Genomic DNA, 18,291 nt, shown 5'->3' on the forward strand with positions numbered 1-18,291 from the left:
ATGTAATCGCAACAGTATACACGCAATACTTATTTACTAGGCAGCAGTGAACCTAGGTATTAATTAAAAAGTGATACAAAAATATTGAAAATAAAAAGCTACACTGCCAACGCTAAACGCTTTTTATAGTATTTGAGCTACTTTGTTGAGTTTGCAAAACAACTGTTTCAGATTGAGCATGTGCTTGGTTAAACCAAGCTGAAACTCCAAGTAAAATGACTGATAAAACCACGACACTTGTTTTTACACCACCTTGATTATGCTTCATGTCTACCTCTTATTATTTTTATAGGTTAGAAATTATCTACTAGAGTAGACAAAATTACAGATGTTAACAATATGTATTAGTAAGAATTTTAATAACCTTTAGATCTATCAACTGTATTTTTCAGCAATAAGCCAGAATGTAATCGGTTGACATTTTCGGCGACTTGCCCGGTCACAGTGCTAACATCTGAAAATGCGGCACAATGTGGTGTAATCGTAATTTGAGGGTGGTGCCAATAAGGGTGCTCTGAGCCTATAGGTTCGCTTGCAAACACATCTAAAGTAGCACCGCGTAACTTTCCGTCCTCGAGGGCGCAAAGTAAATCCTCTTCAATAATATGTTCCCCCCTTGCTACATTAATAATTACGCTGTTTGCAGGTAGGTAACTAAGTAACTGTTTATTGATAAAACCTTTTGTATGCGTAGTAAGCGGTAATAAGCAAACTAGGTAGTCAACGCTCGGTAATAAAGCATAAAGCTCAGTTTGGGTAGTTACACTATTGACCTCCTCTAGTTGCTTTGGCGTTTTAGAGTATCCACTCACAGTGAAGTTATTAGCAATTAAACGCTGAGCACAAGCTTGACCAAGCTCACCCAGACCTAATATACAAACATGTTTGTGAGCATAAGCTCGCTTTGCTTGCCACAACTTCGCTTTTTGTTTATGAAAATACTCTTGTAAACGAAGCTTATTTGCCAACACGTGTGTAAGCACATACTCCGCCATATCTTCAGCTAACTTGGTACCAACAATACGTACAACCTCCACATGTGCAGGTAGTAAACTTAAATCAATACTATCAACGCCTGCACCAAATGAAGACACTGCTTTTAAATTAGGTAGCTGAGCCCACATACCGGTTGGTGCATTCCATGCGAGTACAAATTCAATCTTTGTTAAATTTTCACATTCAGGCCATTGGCTAATGGTAGTACTAGGAAGTAACTGTGCTAATTCAGTCATTAATTTACTACAGTCTCGCCCAGTAATTGCAACTAATACAGTCATCGCTTTTCCTTTTTTATAACTCTTTAAAAAGTCACACAACTGCAACTTTACTGTCATCTTTAAATTCTACCCTAAACATAGTTTTGCTCATTATAGAGAAGTTACTTATGTTTAGTGTTGATAAAGTCATTGATGCAAACTTACCACAATTAGAAAATTCCCCCAAAGTGAAAGGGTTGGTTAAAAAAGGCTTAGGCTATTTATTACATGAACAAGAGTTTATTGCCTTTGCCGACGCGTATCCGCATTTGCAGGGCATTGAATTTGTCGAGCAGGTACTTGAAGAGCTAGATTTTAATACTCGCTATCAGCCTAAGCAAATAGAAAATATTCCCTCCGAAGGTAAGCTTGTTATTGTGGCCAATCACCCTATTGGATCACTTGATGCACTGGCGTTAATCAAAGTCCTCTCAAGTGCCAGGCAAGACTTAAAGGTTGTCGCAAATCGCATGCTTATGTCAGTTACCCCAATGCATTCACTGTTGCTCCCCGTAGATAACTTATCAGGTTCGAGTAAAAAACAAGAGCTTGCCAACATTCATCAACATTTAAAAAATGAAGGTACTTTACTTATTTTTCCAGCAGGTGAAGTATCGCGCTTAAGTCCTACAGGCATAAAAGATTGTAAATGGAATAGTGGTTTTTTACGTATTGCTAAAAAAGCCAACTGCCCTATTTTACCTATTTTTATAAAAGCCAAAAACAGTTCACTTTTTTATGGTACATCAATGATTTATAAACCATTAGCTAGTTTATTACTGGTTAAAGAAATGTTTAAGCAGCGCCAGAAGTCACTTGAATTTGAAATTGGCGCTTCAATCCCGCCAGAGTCATACCTTATTAATAATTTAAAAGATAAAGAAGTGGTAAATCTTATTCGTAAGCAGCTCTACCGTTTAACCAGTAAAAAAACATTGCCTTTAAAAACCCAAACCCCAATTGCAATGCCAGAGTGCAAAAAGGAATTGAAAAAAACTATAGAGCAATGCCAAAAATTGGGTGAAACACAAGATGCCATGCAAATCTATTTATACCAATACCAAGGCAGTTCAGCGATCTTTAGAGAGCTTGGTAGACTTCGCGAAATATCATTTCGCACCGTTGGTGAAGGCAGTGGTAAGCGTCGCGATATTGATAAGTACGATATGGACTATCAGCATTTAGTACTTTGGGATGCCAAACAACTTGAGCTTGTTGGTGCGTATCGCCTTGCTTGTGCTCAGCAAGTAATTGATAAAAATGGCCGCGAAGGTTTGTATACAGACAGTCTTTTTTCTTACTCTGAGAAAATGCAGCCATACTTTAAAGCTGGGATCGAACTTGGCCGCAGCTTTGTACAACCTAAATATTGGGGCCGTAAAAGCTTAGACTATTTATGGTACGGAATTGGCGCATTTGTCAGTACCTATCCACAATATCGATATTTATACGGTGCTGTGAGCTTATCAAATGCGCTACCAGAGCAAGCAAAGGCATTACTTGTTTATTATTATCAACTTTATTATGGTAATACAGCTAGCATAGCCACCCCAAACAATGAATTTAAACTTACAGAGCAGCAACTTAGTCAATGCCAAAATTTATTTAAAGGCAATGATATAAAAGAGGACTTTGTTGAGCTTAAACACGTCCTTGCCAATATGGGCGCACATGTTCCCACTTTATTTAAGCAATACACTGAATTATGTGCCCCCGGCGGCGTGCAGTTTTTAAGCTTTAGTGTCGACCCTGATTTTAATAACTGTATTGATGCTCTAGTACTAGTTGATCTTGAGAAAGTAAAAGAAAACAAGGCCAAACGATATTTAGGCAGGTAACGAGTTACAAAAAAACAAACACACTTTAATGCTTTTAGTCTGCCTGTTTAAATGAACTTGCATGACCAAGTGTAGTTTATAAACTAGTGATGACCTTCTTCTATAAAGGTTTCTCGACTCACTTTCGCTATATCTTTATCTTCTTTTGTGAGCCGAGTTTGCTGCCAGCTGCCGCGGAAAAACCATGTAAAAGCCACAATAGCAACGATAACGTTGGTCAAAGCAAATGAATACCAAATACCTTGATCCCCCAAACCTGTGTGTTTAGATAAAATATACGCTGCCGGGAACTGAATTACACATTGTGATAATAGCGCCAGCATCATCGCATTAAGCATATTACCTGAAGCACGAAATGCGGCCACAACACACAATTGCACGCCAATTCCTCCCCACGTCAAACACATAACCCGAATAAACTGCCCACCTTTAGCAATAACGGCCTCATCATCGGGAATAAAAAAAGCAACCAAATGCTCAGCAAAAACAAAAGCAACTAACCCAACAATGGTAAGCCCTATTAACCCCCATAATGACGCTAGCCGAGTTATAACATCTGCACGCTTGGGATTCCCCGCTCCCATATTTTGCCCAACTAAAGTTGATACTGCCATAGACAACCCCATTGCCGGGATCATTATCATTTGTAAGACATTTGAACCAACGCCATAAGAAGCAATAGTCTGTGTGCCAAAGCTAGCTACTAGGAACGACATAATAATCAAACCAAAAGCACGAGCTGAAAGCTCAATAGAGCCTGGAGCGCCTAAAAAGAAAGCCTTTTTAATATATTGCCAATCTGGATAAAAACTCTTTAGTTGTAATTGAATACCATGGCGACCGCGTAAAAATATAATCACTCCAGCAATTGCGGCTAAACTTTGGGTTGCTAACGTAGCTAGAGCAGCTCCCATAACGCCTAATCCTTCAAACTCACCGTAGCCAAAAATAAATAAAGGATCGAGTAAAAAGTTAAGTAATACTGTTACGCTAACAATAATTAATGGTACCCGGGTTTGGCCAACACCCCGCATCAGCGCTTGGAACATGGCATAAATAAATACAAAAACCACTCCAACAAATGAAACATGCATAAACTTTAACGCATCCTCAAAGACTGCTTGCTCAACCCCTAATAAGGTTAAAAAATAAGGAGATAATAAATAACCCATAAAACCAAGCATTATGGCGGTTATAGTCACCATCAGTGTAGTTTGCGCCGCCACATGATTTACTTTGTCTTGCTGCAATGCTCCCATATATTGCGCTGATAAAATAGCCCCGGCCATCGCAAGACCAGAACCAATAGCAATAACTAAAAATGTGACCGGCATACTCACTGACACAGCCGCTACTTGCGCTGCGCCTAAACGCCCAACCCAAAACGCATCCGTTAGCTGATAAGCAGACTGCAAAATATTAATTAATATAATCGGAACACCAAGTTTCAACAGCGCCTTGCTAATTGAGCCAGTTAGAAAAAGCTGTTGGTTATCATTCATAAAATACTCTTAGGGTTAAAGGGGAATACGATTATAACAAAAATGAATGAGTCTATCGTGAACATAGAGTCAATACTTTTAGGTAGCCAATGTAATAAAGTTTAATCTAAATCAAAAAAACACTTTATGTCTTTTAAATATTTCTGAAACTTTGATCTAGAACAGCTTTTGATTTTTTATAACCTTGATAATAGCTACAATTAAATTAAAGCTTTTGAGGGATAACATGAAAAAAACACTTACTATTACTGCACTTACTTCACTATTGGCACTTTCACCTTTAGCACATGCAAACTTTAGCGTTAACGTAGGTGCTATTAGTGTTGACCCTGATAACAGCAGCTCAGCTATTAACGAAGCGCCGACTTTGGGCCTAAAAGGTGGTGCAGATACACAATTAGGTATTACCATCGATTATGCCTTTAATGATAACTGGGTACTTGAGCTCGTTGCTGCAACGCCATTTGATCACAACGTAAACGGCACAGGCGGTTTAGCAGGAAACAAAATTGCAGATATAAAACAGCTACCACCGACATTATTTGCGCAATATCACTTTTTAGATAACAGCTATGCTTTTCGTCCATTTGTTGGTGTAGGCATCAATTACACTGTATTTTTTGACGAGCAACCCACTGACGCGCTAAAAGCAACACTAGGCACTGATGATGTAGAAGTAAGGCTTGATGACTCGTTTGGTTTTGCTGCGCAAGCAGGGTTTAATTATATGATGAGTGATAACTGGGGGTTACACGCTATGGTTTCAGCTATCGATATTGAAAGTGACGCCACCGTTTTTGCAGATGGAGCACAAGCTCTTACTTCGACGGTAAAAATAGACCCGGTAGTCGCTATGCTAGGTGTTAAATATAAGTTTTAATTTAAATACCCAAACCACCTCAAGATGCAGAATTCAGCGTTTCGCTGGGGCTTAATATCAAGACATTACTTTGCAAAAATGGCAGTCCTTTTTAAGAAGTAAAAACGATGAGAGTAAGTCCCTGTAAAACGCCCAATGGGTTGGTTTAAAAGCGATTTATACTGCGTTATTAATTTCCCAACAGTATCACTTGCAATCAATGCCTTGCCTAAATCGCTTTTAATTCCAACGACGCTCGCATCTTGAGGTCGCTGGGTATATATCGTTAATCGGGTAAAAGACGTTAGCAGCCTTTAACCTAAAACTTATCGCGGTAAGTTAGTTGCCTTTTTTTGTTCAAGCATTTCTTTCCAATGCATGACTTCACTAGGTAAAATAGGCACTACCCCGTCAAAGCCCGCTACCTCAAGCATTTCCTCAACGCTCACCACACCTTTTTTACGCTTAAAAACACCGCGTACGTAAGCAATCGCATGTAAGCCGCGTTCAGAGTAAAATTTTTGCTCAATATAAAAATATTTATGATCCCAGCCAACTAGTCGTGTACTAACCGTATAACGCTGCATTGGTTTTATATCCCGTATATAGGTAATTGCTGTGGCATTAACAATAGGAAACCAACGGCGTTTTAATATATGGCTTAATAAACCTACCCGTTCGGTCATCCATGTTCGCGCTAAATCCATAATCGCAAGGTAACGAGAGTTAGTAAGATGCAAATTAATATCGCAATCTGTCGGCCACGCCTTAAATTCCATATCCACGGTATCAAGCAGTGCTTGATAATCATGGTTACGCTTAATTTTAAAAAATAATAGGATGAGTCGAAAATATAAATTCACAGTAGAAGGTCTTACCTGTTAGTAATGAGCGCAGTATAGCAGATCGTAACTATTGCAATCGCGACTTTCTGTCCTGCGCTCATTTTTTATAATTATAAAAAGCGTAAAATATGGGCACTAAAGGATCATGCCCACAAGTACTACACAACAATAACGGCCTAAACCTTAACCGTTTTGCGGTTAATACCGTAGTCACGCAGTTTGTTTGCCACTGCCGTATGGCTCAAGCCTAGACGTTTTGCAAGCTGGCGCGAGCTTGGATAAGCAGGGTATAGCTTTCGTAATAAAGTGGCTTCAAAACGCTTAATAGCCTGATCCAAACTGCCCTCAAAGTCAGACTCAAGATAGCCTAAATCATGGGTGAAAGTAGGTAACTGTAGGTGCTCTACTCTTAGTTCACTATCATCTAACAAAGACACCGCTCGGTAAATTGCATTTTCAAGCTGACGCACATTACCAGGCCAAGGATAGTCTTGTAAAAATGTTAAACACTCAAGTGATAATTCAGGAATAGCATAGCCATTTTGTTGTGCGTATTTTTGAATAAAATGTTCAGCAAGCGGGCCTATATCAGCTTTTCTATCGCGCAGCGGTGAAATTTCTAGCGTTAGCACATTTATGCGATAGTATAAGTCTTCACGAAAAGCACCTTCTTGCACTAATGCAGGTAAATCTTTTTGTGTTGCAGCGACAATGCGTACATTTACTTTAACTTCGTTTTCATCGCCAACTTTTCGAAAAGTGCCATCTTGTAAAAAGCGCAGTAACTTAGTTTGCAACTGCGTAGACATCTCGCCTACTTCATCTAAAAATACCGTACCGCCATCAGCCTGTTCAAGTACCCCGCGTTTTGGTGCAGTATTTTCTTCATAACCGGCGTAGCCAAATAATTCAGACTCAGCCACATCATCCGGTAATGAAGCACACGACAATGCAATAAACGGCTTTACTGAGCGATTTGAAGCATAATGGCAAGCCCGTGCCAATAGCTCTTTACCCGTGCCCGTTTCACCAGTGATTAAAATAGGGGCTTCAAGCTGCGCCATTTTACGCGCTTCACGTACTACACGTCGCATCGCTGTACTAAAATTATGGATGGTCGCAAAACTTTCTTGGCCATAACGGCGAAATGCACTGACTTGTTGGCCTAAACGACTTTGAGATTTAATATTGATTACAGCACCGGCAAGCACATCACCTTCAGCGCCTTGAGACACAGCAATAGGCAATATATCGGCAATAAAGTCTTCACCCGCAACTTCTACGCGGGTTGTTTGACCAAGCACGTCTTCACTTTCTAACCAGCGAGTGAAGTTAAACCCTTTCAATAGGTTATTGATGTTCGCACCAATAACCTCATGCTCACTCAGTTGTAAATCTTTACTGGCAGCATCATTACAAAGACGCACCCAGCCTTTTGCATCAATAGAGATAATTCCATCCGGCAACGCGCGCAGTAATGTATTTAACTCATTATGCTCTCGTTCAGATGGCAAAAAAGCAGTTGTACGCACATCTTGAACACCATCAATTAAGCGTATAGAAGGCATAATTTTTTGAAACTGCTCAAAATCAATGGGAGGAAAGCTCACATACATTCGGCAGTTAACAGAATCAACTTCAATACCTTTTAAATCAACTTGATAACTAACTAATATATTTAATATCTCTTGAGCTATACCAATTCTATCAGCACATTGAATATCTAAACGCATTACATCCCCAATAAAGAGAAACCTATATTAAAAATGATAATACGCGAACAATATTAATGTGGATAGCCCAATGTAAAGATATTTGGACATTTTACTAAAAAATAATAGAGCCCATTGATAGTTATAGCCACCCTAGATCTAGCTGATCAAACGAATTTACAAGCAATGCTCTCCCCCACCACGACGGGGTTAAAGCTCTTCCTGGTAACCGTTGTTTAAACAGCCATTGACTCAGTTATCTTCAGGGTAAGCGGTCCACTCCCCACCATCAAGCTGAATATAGGGACGATTATTCATATACATCATGATAGTGTCTTCGTTCTCAGCAACCTTAGGAGCAAGAGGTAAGTCAACTAACAATGATTGTATCGAGCTTTTCCCAGAAAAAACGTCATTACTTAGTGCTCGGCTAATTATTTCTGACAACCCGAAATAGCTAGTCGAGTCTTTTACTTCAATTAATTCTGAGTGCCTTACATTCGGACCAATAAACTTGATGGCACTAGGTACAGATACAATTTTTGGACTTGGTATTTCTCTAAGCCCTGAAAACTGTACTTTATCTCCTTCTAGTGCTGCGCCATGCTCTGGCACTATCACGAGTAAAGTATTTCGCTGTTGCTGCTCTAACTTGTCTATAAACTGATTTATATCTGAAAAAAGCTGCTGCTGCCTAATAGGGTAACTTTTAGTGCTACTCATTCGATCATAACCGGCAATCTGGTTACCATCATGAAGGCTTATTGTGTTGTAATAAAGGGAGCGCGGGGGACTATCTTGACTCTGAGCATCTAACCAACTTGTTAGTACTTCTTTATCTGAATAAATCGGCTTACCATCGAAGCCATATTGGGCTGGAGAATAACCTGAAAAATCCAGCTCGGTCGTATTCATCCCGCCATACTTATTTATTAATCCTTTAAAGTCATCAAAATGCCCGTCATGATTCATCGCCACAGAAGTGTCATAGCCAAGCTCTTCTAGGTTGTTAAATAAATAACACTGCTCTGCTACAGGTTTAAATAAAGCTGTTTGACTAGTTTGACCACAACTCGCTCTTAAAAGCCTAATAGCTGCAGGGCCACTGTATGAGGTAGCAGAATTGAAATCGCTAAATAAAATATCAAAATTACTAAAGAGCTGAGTTTCATCAACCCCAATAGCATCAAGATCAGCAGTAGCAAGTGAGCAGATATTCAAAATTAAAACATCAAAAGGTTCGCCTGCGATCTGCTTTGGAAAAGCGCTTTTTAATAAACTTTGTTGTTGATAAAAATCTTTTAACTGTTCGTTAGGCGTTTTCTCTCGCTGACCAGCCCCAATAGTTACTGTTGTTTGGGGTGATACATTAGACTGATTTGTTTGCTGAGGTAATTGAGCTGTCTGAGATGAGTCAATAACAGACCCTGTAGATAACCAATACGCATAAGCAAAACCTAACAATGAGATACTGGTGTAACGAAACCACTTATGTGAAAAACGATAAAATACACAAACAATAAAAATACTTAATAGTAAATCAATACTCACTACGCGAGCACTAATTTCAAAAAAATAGTCAAGGCTAAAGTCTTGTACATTGCCAACCTGTTTTGTTAGACGGGATATTGGAGGCAACCATGAATCATAATATAACAAGGCCATAGCAAGTAAAGCTGCAAATATATTTTTCACTCTTTGCTGCCAAGTTTTATTAAACGATAGCATCAGAAAAGCAAAAAATGCTAAATTCTCTAAAAAGTGAAATGAAATCTCTCCATAGGCAAATAATGCAAATTTGATTAAAAAATATAGATTCCAAATCCCTAAACCTGATAGTTTCACTCTTCATCCTTCTTTTTTTTAGCGGGTTTATAAGGCGTTAATATTACATGGCGAAATGTTAGTTTACGGTAATATTTTAAAAACTTTGTAAAAACTGTTTTACCCACGTTACTTAGAATAACTCCGATAATTAACGCAATAGTAAATGTGATAAAAAATTGTTCTAAGTTCATAATTTTGACTCATTTAACGTCATTGGAAAGCGTTGAGCATCCGGTCTTTTAACGCGATTAAACTCCGGGGACTCAATAGCTAATGAAGTTAAATCAATCGACTCTTGGCTGTATGTATAACTAGAGTTATCTTTTAATTTATCTGTGTAATCTGGAATTTCTCTATCTTTATATGCTTTTTTCAATCGCCGACACTCTTGTTGAATAAAAAAATGCTCCGCAATAACTGTTTTTGAATCAAAAAAATCAGCAATTTCAAGTTTAAATAAATGCCTAATGGCATTATCTACGTCATGCTCTCGGCATGCATGGAGATATAAATACACGTATTCATCAACGGTGCTAAAAACATCCCCTTCACGCTTAACATGAAATAACTGCAACGGGTGAATTGCATCAATTCTTGGTAACAGCCTAAATGTAACCATTACGCCACTTATGCCTAAATTAGCCGCTGAACTGCTGTAGTTTATGACCTGTCGCGCAAAGTCTAATAAAGGTAAGAAGCCTTTACTAAGTTGACTTTGCGAATGATGTAACACTTCTTCAATTGAGCTGGGTAAAGGCCTTGAAAATTCAAAACCCTGAATAGATTGAATTTGTGATAATAATCGCGATGGCTCAGAGAAACTATATAAAATAAGGTTTACCCCAAGCGTTAAAAATAAGCGCTCATCTTGATGGCGGATAATACCATCTACATTTTGAATAACGAGTTTCAGTTTTTTGCCACATAACTTTCTCAAAGAAAAGCATTGTTTTGCTAAATCTGCTAAATCTGTATAACGTGTTACTGAGAATACTAGGGTCGCCGCTTTCATTTCACTTGCATGCTGGTAAAGCGCTTCGTTATCTTCAAGCAGTTTATAAGACACAGGTAGTTTAGTCCCTTCTGGCACTACGTTTCTTACTAGCCATACATCATTTTCATCAAAGTCGCGATTAAATTTTAAAGTTTTGGCTTCAGTACTGCTTCCCTCGCTAACTTTAAATTTATTATTGCTCGCTTCTAATAGCACAGTTTCTCCAGCGATGACCCCCTCTGAGTGGCTCCAATAATCATACTCTAAGGCTTTAACAGTTGATTCATTAGAAACATACACTATGCCATCAAAAGATTTGTTCAAGCCGCGCATAAGCATACGAGCGCGCACAACTTCAAGCCCAGTAGCTATAAATATAAAAGTCAGTTGATACCTTCTTGTAAAGCTTTCGTACAACTTAAGCTGTTCAATCAATTCATTGTGATTGTATGGTGTGATTAAATCTGTATTAATATGCAAAATGACAGTAGAGCCAAAAAGCTCATCGTAAACTTTTAATTCTGCAAGCAAACCACGAATGAAATGTAACTTCTTTTTCAAAGCCGTATCGCTATTAAACGTAAATGGATGTACTTTGCCTTTGTTAAATAAGCCGTTTACGGCGCTTGAGTATGGACTTTCAAAAAATATCTATTTGCGAAGATAAAATAAACACATCTTGTTCTGATTTTTCAGAAATTGCCTGCAAAGCAAATTCTACCCCTTGGTTATCAAATGTTTTGCTCATTGATCTTGATCCTAAAAGTGATGTCGGACTTCACCTTGGCCTTCCTTGGGAGCATGATTCAGGGTGGAGTAATTACCCAAACTTCGAAAGTGGCATAGAAGAATTTTTTACTGATAATGATGGTGTAATATTTTTACCGTTTGGCAGTGATTCATCAGGGATAGAGCGTTTACAAGAAACCATATTAGGTGCAAGTAATTTAAAAACTAGTCAAAATTCGTGGGTTATATTTGATTGCCCAAGTTATGCCGAGCTCAATAATCTTCCTGTCACTGAAAAAGATATCATTTTAGAAGTCATAAATTGTGACGCTATTTGCCATAATTTAATCTACAAACGGTTATTATCATTAAAACAAATGGAAAAAAGTTGGCGACATTACTTTTTAATAAACAACTATAATTCAGCCAGTGAACTTGAATCTGACCTGTTACAAGTGTGGCAATCTGAAACCCCTTTATTTGCACCTGTTCATATTAATAAAGATGAAGTAATAAAAGAATCTACGGCGTTTAAAAATGTCGCTATAAATTGTGCACCTTACAGTGTTGCTTATGATGATTTTGAAACGCTTGCTGGGTGGTTAGTAAGCAAGGCTAATAAAAATGACTAAGCATCATTATGCCACAGGGGCTCTTCAGTATTCTTTTGCTCTTATACTCAGTATTTTATTTACTGAAAAGCTCGTTCGTTTTATTTTTTTCAAATTCCATTGTTATTTTAATCAACATAAGATGAGTGCCTTAGCAGCATTTGTAATGCCGTTATTTTTGCTGTTTACAACTATATTCGTCAAGCTGAATAATAAGAAAAAACAACGTTTAAAGACCAAACTATCACTGCTCTACCCGCACATCACTTCGCCTTTTGGTTCATTAGCAAACGTTATCCGGATACTATTGCAAAGTGTTTATCTAATCACCTTTAACGTTACAACAAAGGACGCTCCTTCACGAAATGAACATAAAAAGGCAACTGCACGATTAATTAACCGAGTATTTAGAGCTATTCGTTATATGGATAGTAAACTGACACGACGATGCAAAAAGTTGTGGTTACAATTACAATTAAAGTTAAATAACAAGACAAATGTAAAGCCATTGCAACGTGTTAATAATTTCAATTTATGGCAAAACCGTATATTAAAATTTGTATTTTACTTCATGTTCGCATTCATAATACTACTTTTTGTTACAGTCCCATTTAGCCTTGAAGCACAAGCAATATTTATTAGTTTGATTCTAATAGTTGCCTACTCGTTGAGACGTGTTGGGGGTCAAATGGCCACAATTACAATGATAACTCTTGCTGTGACGACTTCAACAAGGTATCTATGGTGGCGTTACACTGACACTTTAAATTGGGGCGATCCACTAGCATTAACTTTAGGTATTGGCTTATTACTCGCTGAAACCTATGCATGGCTAGTATTGACTTTAGGCTTTTTTCAAACAATTAACCCATTACATAGAAAACCGATCCCAATGGATGGTGATACATCAAAGTGGCCAACAGTCGATATATATATTCCTACCTATAACGAGCCATTAAATGTTGTTAAACCCACTGCAATCGCTGCACAGAGTATAGACTGGCCGGCAGATAAACTAAACATCTACATTTTAGATGATGGTAAACGACCTGAGTTTGCAGAAATGGCAAAAGAAATTGGCGTGGGTTACCTGAATAGACCAGATAATAGCCATGCCAAAGCAGGTAATATGAATCACGCGATGAAATATACCGATGGTGAGTACATTGCGATTTTTGATTGCGACCATATACCAGCCCGCTCATTTTTACAAATGACCATGGGACAATTTATTAAAGACGAAAAAGTATGTTTAGTTCAAACCCCACATCACTTTTTCTCAGCAGATCCATTTGAACGCAACCTTGATAATCACCGCCAAATACCTAATGAAAACATGTTGTTTTACGGCCTAATTCAAGACGGTAATGATATGTGGGACGCGACCTTCTTTTGCGGCTCTTGTGCAGTTTTAAAGCGCAAAGCGCTGGATGATATTGGCGGTTTTGCAGTCGAAACCGTCACAGAAGATGCACACACTGCACTACGAATGCAGCGCGCGGGCTATAGAACAGCATATATCAACATTCCTCAAGCTGCTGGTCTTGCAACAGATAGCCTATCAGCACATGTTGGCCAGCGTATTCGTTGGGCTCGAGGCATGGCGCAAATATTCAGGCTAGACAATCCGTTGCTAGGAAAAGGACTGAGCTTGGTACAGCGTTTATGTTATACAAATGCCATGCTGCACTTTTTGTCTGGCATTCCCCGGATTGTATTTTTAACGGCTCCACTTGCATTAATTTACTTGGATGCCTATATAATCTACGCTCCTTTCATTGCTATATTTTTATATATAGTGCCAACCTTGATGCAAATAAAAATTACAAATTCACGTATTCAAGGTAAGTACCGTTACTCATTTTGGGGAGAGGTTTATGAGTCTGTTCTTGTTTAAAACCTACCACTGTCGCCCTATTCAACCCTAACAAAGGGAAGTTTAACGTAACAGAAAAAGGCGGTTTAAATGATATTGCTCGATATGACTGGCTTATCTCAAAGCCATACATAGCACTATTACTATTGAATGTGCTTGGTATGTGTTATGCCATCTTTAGATTAATATTTGGTGATGTATCCCAAATTGGCGTGCTATTAATCAGCATGTTATGGGTTAGCTATAATATGATGATTTTAGGTGCTGCTGTTGCGGTTGCAGCTGAAGCTAAGCAGGTCAGAAGCTCTCATAGAATAAAAGCCAATTTTCCTGCTGCAATTAGACTTGCAAATGGACGTACAATAAAAGTTAAAGTTACTGACTATTCTGATAGCGGTGTTGGTATTGAAACCGTGCATGAACATTCTTGTCGAGAAAACGATAAAGTTGAACTGCTCATAAGCCGGGGGAAAAAACAGTTTTCCTTCCCGACCTTTATTTGTAATACAAGAAAAAGGCAAATAGGCTTAACGTTAAGGGATCTTAACTTAGCAAAACAAAAAGCATTCGTTCAATGCACATTTTCTCGTGCAGATGCTTGGCTCGATTGGCAAGATAACTTTAAACATGATAAACCGTCGTACAGTTTCAAGCGGGTGTTTTATACTAGCCTTCGTGGCTATAGTAACTTGATTTTTCATGCGCCTAAACCATTTAGGCCATTCATTATTTTTATGACTCGCGTTATTGAAGTCATGATTACGCTTTTACCAAAAAAACCAGAAAAGTATTCTAAATTATATGATTAAACAATTAGCTACCTCTGCCCTAATAATACTAGCTTTGGCCAGTACTCAATTTACAAACGCAGCAACTCCACTTATGGATAAGTCTATATTTGATGATGGCTACCCTGAGCAGGCACCTTCAGAAAGTCTAACGCTCAGCTTTAAACGTCTGGGGGTTAACAAATTCAAGCTAGATGGAATTGACAATACCACCTATGTAGATTTCACTAATCGGTTAGATAAAATAGGCAAAGAACTTAAATTAAACTTCTCCTATAGTCATTCGCCAGCATTGATTAGCCGCGTATCACACTTAAAAGTCTATTTTAATGATAACTTGATCACTGTTATGCCAATTAAAGATCAAGAGACACAATTTAGTCAGTTAAAAAGCCACAGCCTTGCTCTCAACCCAAAGTTAATAAAAGACTTTAACCAAATACGCTTTGAACTCGTTGGTTATTATGACTTAGTCTGTCAAGATGATTTTAGTAAAACAATCTGGACTGAGTTAAGCCAAAACAGCTCTATTACTCTTGAGCAGCAATCACTAGCATTGGAAAGTTTACTGGAGTATTTTCCTGCACCATTTTTTGATGAACGAGATTATACACAACTAGACTTACCTTTTATCTTCGCGAACAACCCTGATGAAAATACACTTGAAGCAGCAGCAACTCTCTCAAGCTGGTTTGGTGCCCAAGCCAATTGGCGTAAAGCAACTTTCCCTGTACAATTTAATCAAACACCTACAAAACATAGTGTCGTATTTGCGACCAATACAAATAAACCTGACTTTTTACTCGATTATCCAGATGTATCAAAGCCAACTATTGAAATCATCTCTAGCCCAACTCAACGTTATGCAAAAGTACTACTGATACTAGGCAAGAATACGAAGCAGCTAAAAGAGGCCGTCGTAGGTTTAGCATTTGGTCATAAAGTTATGACAGGGCGAACAGCAAGTATTAATGAAATTAATCATTTACCCTTAAGAGAAGCTTATGATGCGCCTCGCTGGGTAAGGTCCGATAGAGCCGTTAGATTTGATGAATTCACAGAGTATCCAAACCAGTTACAAACACAGGGATTAAAAGGACAACCAGTTAACCTTGATCTGCGTTTTGCCCCTGACTTATTTACTTGGCGTAAAGAAGGTATACCTATCAACTTGCATTACCGTAATGCACCAGCCGAAGATGCCCTACTTTCTCGCTTAAACATGCTCATTAATGGTAAGTTTGTTAATGGTTTTGAACTTAAGAGTCATGATGATAAAACAGTAGAAAACGAAAGCTTTGTCCCCCTTATTTCAAGTCAAGGTACAGCATACAACAAACAAGACTTTGATATAACAGGGCTGGATTTAAGTAAAAAGAATAAGCTTACCTACGACTTTAAATTTGGCGTAGTTAAAGTGGGTGAATGCAGTGCGGTACAAGCTGGTGGTGAGTATGGAGTAATAGACGGCAGCTCTACCATTGATGTAAGTGGGTTTGAACATTACATTGCATTGCCTGATTTAAATGTATTTGCAAACAGTGGATTCCCGTTTACGAAATTTGCTGATTTAGAGCAGACTACACTTATTATGCAAAAAGAAAGCTCAGCGCAAGCGATACAATTATTGTTAAATTTTACGGGGCGTTTAGGAGAAATTACTGGATATCCAACTCATAGACTTGATATTGAGTTTCCGGATCCCAGTCTTGTCCTTAATGATAAAGATTTGATTGTTATTGCAAAACCAGATGCATTTACGACGGGGTTACCTCAAGATGCTGCAATCAGTGTCTTGTTAGAAGCGAATCAACGAATCGTTGAACAAGCAATTTATAATGGTGCTTACAATAATAACGATGCTCAAAAAGTAAAAGTGAGTATTGAAAGCCAAGGTAAACTAGGAATTATTGCTGGTTTTCAATCACCATTTAATTCTGACCGTTCTGTAGTATCAATGACAGCAACAACTGATAATGCATTTACATTACTAAGTGACGCGCTGATAAAGAATGAGTCAACAGCCTTAATAAAAGGTAGCGCTGCAATAATTAATAATTCAGGTATAAAGACAATTAATACTGATGATCAATATTTTGTCGGCTCAGTACCTATTCATACACTAATATGGTTTCACTTTTCTGATCACCCATTTATATTAGCGCTACTGTCTATTTTTGTCTTATTACTTATCTCCTTTTTATTATGGCGATTACTAGGTGTGTTAACTCAAAAACGTTTATCTGAAGGGGATGAGTAATTATGAATATTTATTTTAAAGTGTGTTTAGTTCTCACTATATTTTTATTTTCAGCACCTAGTTTCTCACAAAACATGTGCACCCCGTGGCCACAATGGGAAACATTTAAAACAAACTTTATCAGCCCTGAGGGGCGAGTAATCGATATAGGTAGTAGCCAATCAATTACCACTTCAGAGGGTCAATCTTACGCCTTGTTTTTTGCACTCATTGCGAATGACCAAGCTACATTCGACAAAGTTTTAGACTGGACTCAAGTCCACCTTGCAGAAGGTGATTTAAGTACACGCTTACCAGCCTGGCAGTGGGGCATAAACAAGCAAGGTCAAGAAGCTATTCTGGATTCCAACCCTGCTTCAGACTCAGATTTATGGATAGCTTACGCATTATCGCAAGCAGCGCAGTTATGGGAAGATAGGCGTTACAGTGTACTTGCTACTGTTATGGCAAAGCGTATCATTCGCGAAGAAACGGCTTACCTTCCTAACTTAGGTTTATCATTATTACCAGGGCCAAATGGCTTTGAGTTTGATAATACACGTTGGAAGCTAAACCCAAGTTATGTGCCACTGTTTATTTTAAAGCAATTTAGTCAACTCTATCCAAACTCCCCGTGGCAGCAACTGCATGATGCATCGGCTAAAATGATTATAGAATCAAGCCCCAAAGGTCTTAGCCCTGACTGGGTCATGTACCAAGCCGATGAGGGCTTTTATCATGATAAAAAAACTACCGATATAGGCAGTTATAATGCAATTAGGGTTTATTTATGGGCAGCAATGATGGCCGATGATGCGCCTTTTAGAAATGAGTTAATTACACATTTTAAGCCCATGAGCAATCATGTTGCTAATAGAGTAAACACACCATTAAATGTTTTTTCAAAAACAGGAAAAGCACAGAAAAATGGACCATTAGGCTTTGATGCAGCTATGCTTCCTCTACTTGAAATCCATAATGAAATACAAGCAAAGACGGCATTAGAGCAACAATTAATGGTTGATACTACATTTACCAAAAACCGTTATTATGACAGCGTATTATATTTATTTAGTCTAAGCACAATTAATGGATTGTATGAAATCGACACGTTAGGCAAGCTAGAACCTAATTGGAGCAATAAATGCCACTAAAATGGCTAATTAGCGCGACTATCTTAAGTGCTTTCTGTTATATCTCAGATGTGGGCTCTCA

At 38.2% G+C, this 18,291-nt stretch carries 12 protein-coding genes and 1 pseudogene; 6 read left to right on the plus strand and 7 right to left on the minus strand.

Translation table 11 applies throughout. The annotated features are described in order from the left end of the window. Positions 1 to 112 precede the first annotated feature (112 nt). Positions 113 to 268: a hypothetical protein gene (locus ACT3RM_RS12305; RefSeq protein WP_441834238.1), complete on the minus strand. Its 156-nt coding sequence runs from the start codon at positions 266 to 268 to the stop codon at positions 113 to 115. Positions 269 to 356: 88 nt separating this feature from the next. Continuing rightward, positions 357 to 1,277, minus strand: a complete 921-nt coding sequence (locus ACT3RM_RS12310; protein ID WP_441834237.1) for a 2-hydroxyacid dehydrogenase — start codon at positions 1,275 to 1,277, stop codon at positions 357 to 359. Positions 1,278 to 1,384: 107 nt separating this feature from the next. Here ACT3RM_RS12310 and ACT3RM_RS12315 point away from each other — a divergent pair, with 107 nt between their 5' ends. Further along, a complete protein-coding gene (locus ACT3RM_RS12315) occupies positions 1,385 to 3,094 on the plus strand; it encodes a GNAT family N-acyltransferase (RefSeq protein ID WP_441834236.1) in 1,710 nt (569 codons plus the stop codon). An 83-nt stretch (positions 3,095 to 3,177) separates the two neighbouring features. On the opposite strand, the gene ACT3RM_RS12320 is transcribed toward ACT3RM_RS12315, so the two are convergent. After that, positions 3,178 to 4,596 (minus strand): MATE family efflux transporter, encoded by a 1,419-nt coding sequence (locus tag ACT3RM_RS12320; protein WP_441994993.1) that lies wholly within the window; start codon positions 4,594 to 4,596, stop codon positions 3,178 to 3,180. Positions 4,597 to 4,822: 226 nt separating this feature from the next. Here ACT3RM_RS12320 and ACT3RM_RS12325 point away from each other — a divergent pair, with 226 nt between their 5' ends. Continuing rightward, entirely contained in the window at positions 4,823 to 5,476 is a 654-nt protein-coding gene (locus ACT3RM_RS12325; RefSeq protein ID WP_441834234.1) for an OmpW/AlkL family protein, read from the plus strand. Positions 5,477 to 5,781: 305 nt separating this feature from the next. Here ACT3RM_RS12325 and ACT3RM_RS12330 read toward each other — a convergent pair whose 3' ends face one another. The 4 genes from ACT3RM_RS12330 to bcsE form a co-directional block, all read right to left on the minus strand. Then, positions 5,782 to 6,318, minus strand: coding sequence for a thioesterase family protein (locus tag ACT3RM_RS12330; protein WP_441834233.1), 537 nt, complete (start codon positions 6,316 to 6,318; stop codon positions 5,782 to 5,784). Between the two features lie 158 nt (positions 6,319 to 6,476). Further along, entirely contained in the window at positions 6,477 to 8,033 is a 1,557-nt protein-coding gene (gene tyrR / locus ACT3RM_RS12335) for a transcriptional regulator TyrR (RefSeq protein WP_441834232.1), read from the minus strand. A 231-nt stretch (positions 8,034 to 8,264) separates the two neighbouring features. Beyond that, on the minus strand, positions 8,265 to 9,857 hold the full coding sequence (bcsG, locus tag ACT3RM_RS12340) for a cellulose biosynthesis protein BcsG (protein WP_441834231.1): 1,593 nt from the start codon (positions 9,855 to 9,857) through the stop codon (positions 8,265 to 8,267). 169 nt (positions 9,858 to 10,026) lie between these two features. After that, complete coding sequence (gene bcsE / locus ACT3RM_RS12345; RefSeq protein WP_441994994.1) at positions 10,027 to 11,394, minus strand: cellulose biosynthesis protein BcsE; 1,368 nt, start codon at positions 11,392 to 11,394, stop codon at positions 10,027 to 10,029. Between the two features lie 71 nt (positions 11,395 to 11,465). Here bcsE and ACT3RM_RS12350 point away from each other — a divergent pair, with 71 nt between their 5' ends. From ACT3RM_RS12350 to bcsZ, 4 genes and pseudogenes are all read left to right on the plus strand, one after another. Next, the gene (locus ACT3RM_RS12350) at positions 11,466 to 12,194 is read left to right on the plus strand and encodes a cellulose synthase operon protein YhjQ/BcsQ (protein ID WP_441994995.1); all 729 of its coding nucleotides are present in this window, start codon (positions 11,466 to 11,468) and stop codon (positions 12,192 to 12,194) included. Further along, positions 12,187 to 14,858 (plus strand): annotated as a pseudogene (gene bcsA, locus ACT3RM_RS12355) (UDP-forming cellulose synthase catalytic subunit). Before ACT3RM_RS12350 ends, bcsA begins: the two are co-directional and overlap by 8 nt. Continuing rightward, positions 14,851 to 17,097, plus strand: coding sequence for a cellulose biosynthesis cyclic di-GMP-binding regulatory protein BcsB (gene bcsB / locus ACT3RM_RS12360; RefSeq protein WP_441994996.1), 2,247 nt, complete (start codon positions 14,851 to 14,853; stop codon positions 17,095 to 17,097). The pseudogene bcsA and the gene bcsB overlap by 8 nt, the downstream one beginning before the upstream one ends. A gap of 2 nt (positions 17,098 to 17,099) precedes the next feature. After that, positions 17,100 to 18,230, plus strand: coding sequence for a cellulose synthase complex periplasmic endoglucanase BcsZ (gene bcsZ / locus ACT3RM_RS12365; RefSeq protein ID WP_441994997.1), 1,131 nt, complete (start codon positions 17,100 to 17,102; stop codon positions 18,228 to 18,230). Positions 18,231 to 18,291 lie beyond the last annotated feature (61 nt).

The organism is Pseudoalteromonas sp. AOP7-A1-14, assembly GCF_052376275.1.
Taxonomy (GTDB): domain Bacteria; phylum Pseudomonadota; class Gammaproteobacteria; order Enterobacterales; family Alteromonadaceae; genus Pseudoalteromonas.